This is a genomic window from Actinacidiphila sp. bgisy145, from assembly GCF_057708125.1.
Genome location: NZ_JBYIRL010000001.1, coordinates 213,844 through 223,816, shown reverse-complemented (window position 1 = coordinate 223,816; position 9,973 = coordinate 213,844). Strand labels below are relative to the sequence as shown.

The 9,973-nt window shown below is 76.0% G+C and carries 7 protein-coding genes; 5 read left to right on the top strand and 2 right to left on the bottom strand.

Annotated features, from left to right (window positions below):
• Positions 1–99: 99 nt before the first annotated feature.
• Positions 100–2,445: an ABC transporter ATP-binding protein gene (locus tag AC3ERT_RS00905; protein ID WP_435172180.1), complete on the bottom strand. Its 2,346-nt coding sequence runs from the start codon at positions 2,443–2,445 to the stop codon at positions 100–102.
• Positions 2,446–2,638: 193 nt separating this feature from the next.
• Positions 2,639–2,977, bottom strand: coding sequence for a DUF5132 domain-containing protein (locus tag AC3ERT_RS00900; RefSeq protein WP_335980808.1), 339 nt, complete (start codon positions 2,975–2,977; stop codon positions 2,639–2,641).
• 522 nt (positions 2,978–3,499) lie between these two features.
• On the opposite strand from AC3ERT_RS00900, the gene AC3ERT_RS00895 reads away from it, so the two are divergent.
• From AC3ERT_RS00895 to AC3ERT_RS00875, 5 genes are all read left to right on the top strand, one after another.
• Complete coding sequence (locus AC3ERT_RS00895; protein WP_435172178.1) at positions 3,500–5,083, top strand: ABC transporter substrate-binding protein; 1,584 nt, start codon at positions 3,500–3,502, stop codon at positions 5,081–5,083.
• A 39-nt stretch (positions 5,084–5,122) separates the two neighbouring features.
• Entirely contained in the window at positions 5,123–6,091 is a 969-nt protein-coding gene (locus AC3ERT_RS00890) for an ABC transporter permease (protein WP_435172176.1), read from the top strand.
• A 2-nt stretch (positions 6,092–6,093) separates the two neighbouring features.
• On the top strand, positions 6,094–7,959 hold the full coding sequence (locus AC3ERT_RS00885) for a dipeptide/oligopeptide/nickel ABC transporter permease/ATP-binding protein (RefSeq protein WP_435172175.1): 1,866 nt from the start codon (positions 6,094–6,096) through the stop codon (positions 7,957–7,959).
• Positions 7,956–8,786, top strand: coding sequence for an ABC transporter ATP-binding protein (locus AC3ERT_RS00880; RefSeq protein WP_435172173.1), 831 nt, complete (start codon positions 7,956–7,958; stop codon positions 8,784–8,786). Before AC3ERT_RS00885 ends, AC3ERT_RS00880 begins: the two co-directional genes overlap by 4 nt.
• A 145-nt stretch (positions 8,787–8,931) precedes the next feature.
• Complete coding sequence (locus AC3ERT_RS00875) at positions 8,932–9,966, top strand: 3-oxoacyl-ACP synthase III family protein (RefSeq protein WP_335980813.1); 1,035 nt, start codon at positions 8,932–8,934, stop codon at positions 9,964–9,966.
• Positions 9,967–9,973 lie beyond the last annotated feature (7 nt).

The window sequence follows — 9,973 nt, the reverse complement described above, 5'->3', positions numbered from 1 at the left end:
ACCTCCGAAAGAAGTGGGCGGGGCGGGCGCGCGGGACGTGCCGGGCCGCGCCGGTCGCGGTGGCGTCACGCGACGGGCGGCGGGGCGGGGCGTCCGCGGTCAGGCGGCGAGTTGGCCGGCCTGGATCTGCCAGAGGGATGCGTAGTGCCCGTGCCGGGCGAGGAGTTCGTCGTGGGTGCCCTGTTCGGCGACGACGCCGCCCTTGTCCATGACGTAGATCCGGTCGGCGTGGCGGACCGTGGACAGGCGGTGGGCGATGACGATCATCGTGCGGCCGGCCGCGAAGCTGCGCAGCGCGCGCTGGATGGCGGCCTCGGTCTCGTTGTCGACGGCGGAGGTGGCCTCGTCGAGGATGACGACCGGGGAGTCCTTCAGGATGGTGCGGGCCAGCGCGATGCGCTGCCGCTGGCCGCCGGAGAGCGCGGCGCCGCGTTCGCCGATCAGCGTGTCGTAGCCGTCCGGCAGGGCTGCGATGAAGGGGTCCGCCTCGGCCATGGCGGCGGCCTTGCGCACGGCCTCGTCCGGGGCGTCGAAGCTGCCGTAGCGGATGTTGTCGGCGATGGTGCCGTCGAAGAGGAAGGGGTCCTGGGAGACGAAGCCGATGGCGTGGCGCAGGCGGTGGCGTCCGAGGTCGCGGATGTCCTGGCCGTCGAGCAGGACCCGGCCGGAGTGCGCGTCCTGGAAGCGCATCAGCAGTTTGGCGATCGTGGTCTTGCCGGAGCCGGTGGCGCCGACCAGGGCGGTCACCCGGCCGGCCGGGACGGTCAGCGAGAGCTGGTCCAGGGCCGCCGGCCGGCCGGGGTAGGCGAAGGTGACCGCCTCGAGGGCGATCTCGCCGCGCACCTCGGCGGGGCCGGCCGCCGCCTCGCCGCTGTCGGTCTCGACGGGCAGGGCGCGCAGCCGCTGGACCCGGTCGTAGGAGGCGAGGGTGCGCTGGTACTGGTCGGCGATGCCGCCGAGCCGGCTCATCCGCATCAGCAGCATCTGGGGCAGTCCGATGAGCGGGCTGAACACCTCGAAGCGCAGCGTGCCGTTGAGCACCGAGCGGCCGCCGACCAGCAGGGTGCCGGCCATCGACGCGGTGGTGCAGGCGCGGACGGTCTCGGCGTGGCGGATCGTGCCGCGGTCGCTGAGCCGGCTGCTCTCCAGGGCCGCCTCGCTCAACTCGTCGACGTGTGCGGCCTCGTGGTCCTCGGTGCAGAAGCTCTTGACGGTCGCGCCGGCCTCCAGCGAGTTGATCACCTGGCTGCCGAGCCGGGCCCGGCGCTCGCCGGTGACGGCGTATCCGGCGGCGGCCTTCTCCTGGTGGCGCAGCGACAGCCAGGCGACGACCGGGATCGGCAGGAAGGCGATCCAGGCGATCTGCGGGGCCAGCAGGAGGAACGCGGGCACCAAAAGGGCGAGGCTGGTGCCGAGTTGCAGGACGTCGTTCGCGGGGCCGGCGAAGAACGCCCCGAGCTGGCCGACGTCATTGGTGAGGGTGCCGGCGACCCGGCTGGTCCGCTCGCCCTCCAGGTGGCTGAGTTCGAGGTGCTGGACGTGCCGGTAGGTGCGGCTGCGCCAGTCGTGCTCGATGTCCTGGCCGAGGCGGCGCCACTGGAGGTTCGAGGCGTAGGAGAGGGTCGCGACCGCGGCGCAGGCGGCTGCCACCAGCCCGGCCAGGCCCCAGAGTTGGGCGGAGGCCGTGGTCAGACCGAGGCGGGCCAGCGGGGCCGCCTCGCCCTTGATGAGGACCAGGCCGGTCCAGCCGAGGAAGGTGCCGAGCGCGGTCTCGGCGGCCTGGCAGGCGACCGACAGGGCGGCGGCGCGGTAGAGGCGGCGCCGGTGCGGTCCGACGATCTCCAGCAGCGGGTGGCGCTCGCCGTCCGGCCCGGCCGCATTCCGGGCGGCGTCGAGCGTCCGGCGCCAGTCGTTGCGCAGCACCACGGCGGTCGCGGCGACCACGCCGCCCGCCGCGACCAGGTGCCGGCTCAGCGCCGATCCCCTGACCAGCGCGATCCCGGCGGCGACGGTGGCGCCGACGGCGAGCGCGGGGCCCGCGGCCGGGCCGCGGTGCGCGGGCGGGGCCGCGTCGGCGGCGGGGCCGGCCGGTGCCGGGCCGCCCGCCGGGTCTCCGGCCGGTGTTCCAGCCGCTCCGCCGGCCGGTCCGCCGGCGTCGATCGGCTGCTCCGCGATCAGGGCGACGGCTTCGCGCACGGTCCGCCCGATGTCCGCGGCGCGCATCCGCGGGTCGTGCCGGACGAGCACCCCGCCGGTGACCGGGTTGGCCTGCGCCTCGGTGATCCCGGGCACGCGGCGCAGCGCGGCGGCGAGAATCCGGGCCGTGCGGGGCCGGCCGCGCACCGGCCCGACGTCCCAGCGCTGGCGGCCCGGGGTGACCGAGCGCGGGCGCGCGGCCCGGTCCGCGGATCGGGTTCCGGCTGCGGCGCCCAGTAACGATGGCATTTCTACGATCACCTGTTTGCGGGGGTCGCGGCGGACCGTCGCGCACGCGACGGAATACGGCGACGAAGTGGAAAGTGCTGGACGGCGGGTCTCAGCAGCCGAGGGCCTTGCGAACGGCCGCCGCCCGGGGGCGTTCCACCGAATGCGATCGGCAGGTGCGCGCCCGGCGGCGGCCGCAGGTCCTGACGGTTCGTCAGTGCGCCTTTCCGGCGGTGGCGCGGGGCTTCGGGGTCTTCGCGGCGCTTTCGGCGTGGCCGACGGCCTCGTCCATGGGGGCGCGCGCGGCGACGGTCCGGGCGTCGCCGGAGCGCGCTCCGGCGTCGGCGCCGGTGATCTGGGCGGCCACCACGTCGGCGGTCACCTCGGCCGCGAGGTCGTTGAGGTTCTCCCCGACCTCGTAGGCCGCCTTCTTCACCTCCATCGCGATGCCGACGGACGTCCGGACGACTCCGCTGACCACGGGCCTGAGCAGGCGCTTGGCGAGCGGTGCGACGATGAGACCTACCAGGAAGGGCGGTACGACGGGCGGCATGATGCTCCATCCTCTCCACGTATACGTATGACAGGGAACCCGGGTACGGCGAACACCGATAAGCGGCGCACGGCCGGGCGGAAGGAAGCATTCCAGCTCGGTATCCGGGATTCACCGAAAACGTCGGATTCCCGGGCACCGGAACGCGCTGTCCGATTCCGTGATCACCGTAGTGGAGCTGTGCGCGCTTGGGCCAAACGGCTACCTCCGAGTTCACTCATGCGAGTGTTCATTCCCTTCCCGCGTGACCTGAACCTCGGCGTACCGAAACGCCAAAGAAAGCGATGAACGGTTCATATGATCTCCATATGAACCGTTGGCGAGGGTGAAATCGATCGCGCCCCGCTCAGGAATGGCACAGCACCGCCCGCCGCCCCTCGTAAAGGTGAATCGCCGCCACCCGCCCGGGCCGCCCCGAACGCCCCCCGGCCTGCTGCCACATGGCCTGCCGGACATTCGAACGCCGTTGCCGCGCCCGCCGGTTGCCCCGCCGCAACCGAGCCCCGATGGCACGATGACGCCATGCCCCGACGCACCCCCGCGGTCGTCCTGGCGGCCGCCCTCACCGCCGCGTCCATATCGCTGGGCGGCTGCGGCCGCGGCCCCGCCTCCTCGACGACCACCCCCCTGGTGGAGCACGGCACCGTCCGGATCGCGGAGTCCAGCGAGACACCGAGCTTCGACCCGTACTCCGCCTTCGGCGCCTCCCAGGCCCGCTACGCCTACGACTCGCTCGTCGACACCGCTCCCGACGGCAGCCTGGTGACCGGGCTGGCCGCCTCCTGGCACGCCACGTCCACGACGGCCGCCTTCACCCTGCGCCCGGGCATCACCTGCTCCGACGGCACCGCGCTGACCGCCTCCGCGGTGGCCCGGGCGCTGACCTACGCCGACGACCCGGCGCACCAACTCGCCGGCGCCCGGACCGTACTGCCGAACGTACCGTTCACCGCGCGCGCCGACGACCGCACCGGCACCGTGTCGGCCACCAGCGCGGCCCCCTACCCGTTCCTCGTCCGGACCATCGGCCTGCTGCCGATCGTCTGCCCCGCCGGACTCGACCGGCCCGGGGCGCTCGCCCGCACCACCGAGGGCACCGGCCCCTACGTACTGACCCGCTACACCCCCGGCGGGCCCTACGAGTTCACCGTCCGCGACGGCTACACCTGGGGGCCGGCCGGGGCGCGCACCGACGCCCCCGGCCTGCCCGCGCGCCTCGTCCTGTCGGTGGTGCCCCAGACGTCCACCGCGGCGAACCTGCTGCTGACCGGCGGCATCGAGATCGCGGCCGTGAGCGGGCCGGATCGCGCCCGGCTCACCGGCCGCGGCCTGGCCGCCACCGACGTGGCGACCGTGGTCGGGCTGACCTTCTTCAACCAGCGGCCCGGCCGGGCCCTCGCCGACCCCGCCGTGCGCCGCGCCCTGGTCGCCGCCCTCGACCGCCAGGGGCTCGCCAACGTGGCCGTCGGCGGCACCGGCCGGCCCGCGACCGACTTCGGTGCCGAGGGCGCCGTCTGCCACGCCGACCTCGCCGACGCCAACCTCCCCTCGGGGGACGCCGCCGCGGCGCTGCGGGCAGCCGGCTGGACCCGCACCGGCGGCGGCCCGCTGGCCAAGGACGGCCGCCCGCTGCGGCTGCGCCTGATCACCAGCCCCGACCTCGGCCCCACCCTGCCGTCGGTCGCCGAGCTGATGGCGCGGGAGTGGACGGCCCTGGGCGCGCGGGTCGAGCAGGTCACCGAGAGCCTGCCCGCGCTGGTCAACGCGATGTACGGCACCGCCGACTTCGACGTGGTCGTCGGCAGCACCCCGGGCCTCGCCCTGCCGGTCGGCTACGTCCCCTTCTTCTCCGGCCCCGCCCCCGCGCGGGGCCTCGACTTCGCGGGGGTGGCCGATCCGGCGTACGACGCCCTGGTCGCGCAGGCCCTGAAGGAGGCCGACACGAGCGGCTGCGCGACCTGGCACCGGGCCGCGGCGGCGCTCTTCCGCGCCGCCGACGCGCTGCCGATCGCCGACGGCCGCAGCGGCGTGTACGGCTACCGCACCACCTTCGCCACCTCGTTCGGCGGCCAGCTCGTCCCCACCAGCATCCGCCTCCACCGGTGACCGCCGCCCGTGACCGCCACCCATGACCGGGGACCCGCCATGTCCGTACCCCAGCTGACGCGGCACCCGTGGGCGGTGTTCCTCGGCCGCCGCACGCTGCGGCTGCTGCTGTCCCTGGGGGTCGTGCTCACCGCGTCGTTCGCGATGGTCCGCCTCGTCCCCGGCGATCCGGTCCGCGCCTCGCTCGGCGTCGACGCCGCCCCGGACCTGGTGGCCGCCCGCCGGCACGCCCTCGGGCTCGACGCGCCTTTCTGGTCCCAGTACGGGACTTACGTCCACGGCCTGCTGCACGGCGACCTCGGCACCTCGCTGGTCACCGGCACACCGGTCGCGGAACTGGTGGAGACCCGGCTGCCGGCCACCCTGGAGATCGCCGGCCTCGCCTTCGCGGCCACCCTCGCCGTCGCGCTGCCCGGCGGGCTGCTGGCCGCCGTCCGCACCCGCGACGGGCGCCGGCCGCGGACCGAGCTGGCGTTCACCGCGGTCACCGCCGCCCTGGCCGGCGTGCCGGACTTCGTCCTGGCCGCCGGGCTGACCGCGCTGCTGGCCGTCGGGCTGCGGCTGCTGCCCGTGGCCGGGGCGGCGGGCGCGGAGTCCTTCGTGCTGCCCGTCCTCGCACTCTCGCTCGCCCCCACCGCCGTGCTGCTGCGCATCGTCCGGGTGGAGGCGCTGAGGGTCCTCGACGAGGACTACCTGCGCACCGCCCGCAGCAAACGCCTCTCCCCCGCCCGCTGCTACCTGCGGCACGCGGCGCCGAACACGGCCACCGCCGCCCTCACCGTCGCCGGCAGCCTGCTGCCCGCGCTGATCGCCGGCACCGTGCTGGTCGAGAAGGTCTTCGACTGGCCCGGCATCGGCTCCGCGCTGGCCCAGTCGGTGCTGGCGAAGGACTACCCGGTGATCCAGGCGATGGTGCTGGTGCTCGGCTCCACCCTGCTGCTCACCGGCCTGCTGGTCGATGTGCTGCTCGCCGCCGTCGACCCCCGCTCGGCGATCCGGGAGATGTGACCATGCGCCCTCCCGCCGTCCTGCGGCGCTCGCCCCTGGCCTGGAGTGCCGCGGCCATGACCGCCTCGCTCGCGGTGCTCGCCCTGATCGGCCCGCCGGTGTGGGGCGCGGCAGCGGACCGGGTGGACCCCTCGGCCGTACTCCAAGGGCCCTCCGCGCACCACCCGTTCGGCACCGACGGCCTCGGCCGGGACCTGCTCGCCCGCGTCCTGACCGCCGCCCGGCCCTCCCTGCTGCTCGCGCTGGCGGCGGTCCTGCTCGGCGCGGGCGCGGGGGTCCTCCTCGGGGCGGGCAGCGCCGTGCTCGGGCGGCGCGGCCGCCGGCTGACCGCCGGGCTGGTCACCCTGCTGCTCGCCTTCCCGGCGCTGCTCGTCGCGATGTTCCTCGCGGTGGTCCTCGGCGCGGGCAGCACCGGGGCGGTGCTGGCCCTCGCGGCCGCGGGCGCCCCCGGGTTCGCCCGGCTCGCCCAGACCCTCGCCGCCGCCGTTTCGGGCACCGACCACCTGGCCGCGGCCCGGGTGCTCGGGCTGCGCCGCGGGCGGCTGCTGTGCCGGCACGTCCTGCCGCACATCGCCGAGCCGCTGCTGCTGAGCGCCACCACGGCCGCGGGCACCAGCCTGGTGGCGCTGTCCGGACTGAGCTTCCTGGGCCTGGGCGTCCAACCACCCGGCTACGACTGGGGACTCCTGCTCAGCCAGGGCCTCGACCGGATCTACGCCGACCCGCTGCCCGCGCTGGCCCCGGGCCTGGCCGTGCTCTACGCGGCCCTGGCCTTCCAGCTGCTCGGCGAGGTCCTGGCCGGCAGCGCCGCCCGGCGCGGCCCGGCCCCGCGCGTCCCCGCGCCGCCGCCCGCCCCGAGCGGCCCCGCGCAGGACGGGCTGGTCCTCCAGGTCGAGGACCTCAGCGTCGAACTGCCCACCCCGCACGGCCCGATCCGGCCGGTGCGGGGGGTGAGCCTCACGGTGCGGCCGGGCGAGGCCGTCGGGCTCGTCGGCGAGTCGGGCGCGGGCAAGTCGCTCACCGCGCTCGCCGTCGCCGACCTGCTCCCGTACGGCGCCCGGGTGTCGCGCCGCACCCTGCGCCTGCGCGGCGCGGACCTGGCCGCCATGGCCCCCAAGGAGCGGGACCGGCACCTCGCGACGGGCCTGGCGATGGTCTTCCAGAACCCGGCCTCGGCGCTCAACCCGGCCCTGCGGATCGGCACCCAGCTCACCGAGGCCGTCCGGGCGCACCGCGGCGCGAGCCGGGCGCAGGCCGCCGCGCAGGCCGCGGAGGCGCTGCGCCGGGTCGCGCTGCCCCCGGCGCTGATGCGTTCCCGCCCGCACCAACTCTCCGGCGGCCAGCGGCAGCGCGTGATGATCGCCGCCGCGCTGATGACGCGGCCGGGGCTGATCATCGCCGACGAGCCGACCACCGCGCTGGACGTCACCGTGCAGCGGCAGATCATCGGGCTGCTCACCGGCATCCGGCGGGAGACGTCGACCGCGGTGCTGTTCGTCAGCCACGACATCGCGCTGGTGGGCGGGGCTTGCGACCGGGTGCTGGTGATGTACGCGGGCGCCGTCGTGGAGGAGTTGCCGGCCGGCCGCCTCGCCGACGGCACCCGCCACCCGTACACCCGGGCCCTGGTCGGCTCGGTGCCGGACCTCGCCGCCGACCGCGGCCGGCCGCTGCCGGTGATCGAGGGCGCGCCGCCCGACCCGCTGGCGCCGGCGCCCGGCTGCCCGTTCGAGCCGCGCTGCCCGCGCCGCCGGGCCCGCTGCGCCGAGCAGGAGCCCCCGCTGGCGGACGTCGATGCCGGCCACCGGGTGGCCTGCTGGCATCCGGTGCCGGTGGCGGCGATCCCCGGGCAGGTGACCGCCTCATGACGGCCCTTCAGGTGATCGGCCTCACCGTGCGCCACCCCGGCCCGGGCGTGCGCCCCGCCGCCGTCGACGGTGTCTCGCTGGAGATCCCGTCCGGCACCACCCTCGGCCTGGTGGGCGAGTCCGGCTGCGGCAAGTCCAGCCTGGCCCGCGCGATCGTCGGCCTGCTGCCCGTGCACGGCGGCCGGGTACTGGTCGACGGCCGGGAGGTACGCACCCGTACCGTGCGCGACCGGCGCCGGCTCGGCCGGCTGGTCCAGATCGTCCTCCAGGACCCGGACACCGCGCTCGACCCGCGGATGACGGTGCGTCAGACACTGGCCGAGGCCGCCACCGTCCACGGGCGGCTGGACCGGGACGCCCGCGCCGAGCGCGTCGCCGGACTGCTGGGCCTGGTCGGCCTGGACCACCACCTCGCCGGCCGCCTGCCGCGGCAGCTGTCGGGCGGGCAGCGCCAGCGCGTCGCCCTCGCCCGGGCGCTGGCCGCCGGGCCCGGGCTGCTGATCGCCGACGAGATCACCTCGGCGCTCGACGTGTCGGTGCAGGCGGCCGTCCTGAACACCGTCCGCGAACTCCAGCGGCGGCTGGGCCTGTCGGTGCTGTTCATCGGCCACAACCTGCCGGCGGTCTGCCATGTCTCCGACGCCGTGGCGGTGATGCGCGACGGCCGGATCGTGGAGAGCGCCCCCACCGGAACGATCCTGCGCGCACCGCGGCACCCCTACACCCGGGAGCTGCTCGCCGCCGTGCCGTCCCTGCGGACGCCCCCGCCCGGGCAGCCGTCGCCGGCGCCGGGGGCCGTCCCCCGCTCCGGGACCGGGAGCGGCTGATCCGCCGTCCCCTGCCCGCGGACGCGCCCCGCCCCCGGGCCGCAGCCGCGCCCCGCCCGCCCGCACCCGCCACGAACCGCTGTCGAAAGGAACGGACCATGGGAGCCCTTCGAGAGGTGCCGCCCGCACCCGGACGGAGGCCGGTATGACCGTCGCCCCGGACCTGACCCCCTGCCACCAGACCGGCGCCGGCCTGTCCGTGCCCTTCGCCGTCGCGGGGACCGGGATGCACCTGCCGCCGGCGGTCGTCACCAACCACGACCTCGCCCGCACCCTGGACACCAGCGACGCGTGGATCACCAGCCGCACCGGCATCCGCGAACGCCGCCGCCTGGACCCGCGGCTGGCGACCTCCGACATGTGTGTCGCCGCCGCCCGCCCGGCCCTGGAGGCCGCCGGCACCTCGCCCGCCCGGCTGGACGCGGTCGTCGTCGCCACCTACACCTGGGACCAGCCGCTGGTGTCCACCGCGCTGATCGTCAAGGACGCCCTCGGCGCGGAGCGCGCCCTGGCCCTGGACGTCACCCACGCCGCCTGCGCCTCCGGCATCCAGGCCATGCTGATCGCCGCCCACCTGCTCCAGAACCCGTCCATCACCACGGTGCTCCTCATCGCGGCCGACTGCGCCTCCCGGATCACCGACCCCGCCGACCGCACCACCGGCGTCTTCTTCGGCGACGCCGCCGCGGCCGTCGTCCTCACCCGCGCCGGCACCCCCGGCGCGGGCCTGCTCTCCTACAGCCTCGGCTCGCAGCTGTCCTACGCCGTCGAGATCCCCGCGGGCGGCTCCCGCCGGCCCGCCGGGAGCGCCACCGTCGCCGCGGGAGGCCACCACCTGTCCATGGACGGCCGCGCCGTCTGGAACACCGCGACCACCCGCCTGCCCGAGAGCATCACCCGGGCCGTCGAGCGCGCCGGCCTGCCGCTCGGCGCCGTCCGCCACTTCTTCCTGCACCAGGCCAATCTGAACATCATCACCGAGACCATGGCGGCGCTGGAGGTTCCCCCGGAGCGCGCCCCCGTCACCGTGGACCGGCTGGGCAACACCGGATCGGCCGGGCTGTTCACCGCGCTGCACACCACCGCCGCCGCCGGCGCGCTGCGCCCGGGCGACACCTATGTGCTGGCCGGGATCGGCGCGGGCTTCCAGTGGGGAAGCCTCTGCATGCGGCACGCATGACATCGCG

What these genes read in the sequence shown, in the direction of transcription:
- AC3ERT_RS00900 (WP_335980808.1), bottom strand. Translation starts at nt 2,977, where the DNA reads ATGCCGCCCGTCGTACCGCCCTTCCTGGTAGGTCTCATCGTCGCACCG.
- AC3ERT_RS00885 (WP_435172175.1), top strand. Translation starts at nt 6,094, where the DNA reads ATGCGCCCTCCCGCCGTCCTGCGGCGCTCGCCCCTGGCCTGGAGTGCC.
- AC3ERT_RS00875 (WP_335980813.1), top strand. Translation starts at nt 8,932, where the DNA reads ATGACCGTCGCCCCGGACCTGACCCCCTGCCACCAGACCGGCGCCGGC.
- AC3ERT_RS00890 (WP_435172176.1), top strand. Translation starts at nt 5,123, where the DNA reads ATGTCCGTACCCCAGCTGACGCGGCACCCGTGGGCGGTGTTCCTCGGC.
- AC3ERT_RS00905 (WP_435172180.1), bottom strand. Translation starts at nt 2,445, where the DNA reads ATGCCATCGTTACTGGGCGCCGCAGCCGGAACCCGATCCGCGGACCGG.
- AC3ERT_RS00895 (WP_435172178.1), top strand. Translation starts at nt 3,500, where the DNA reads ATGCCCCGACGCACCCCCGCGGTCGTCCTGGCGGCCGCCCTCACCGCC.
- AC3ERT_RS00880 (WP_435172173.1), top strand. Translation starts at nt 7,956, where the DNA reads ATGACGGCCCTTCAGGTGATCGGCCTCACCGTGCGCCACCCCGGCCCG.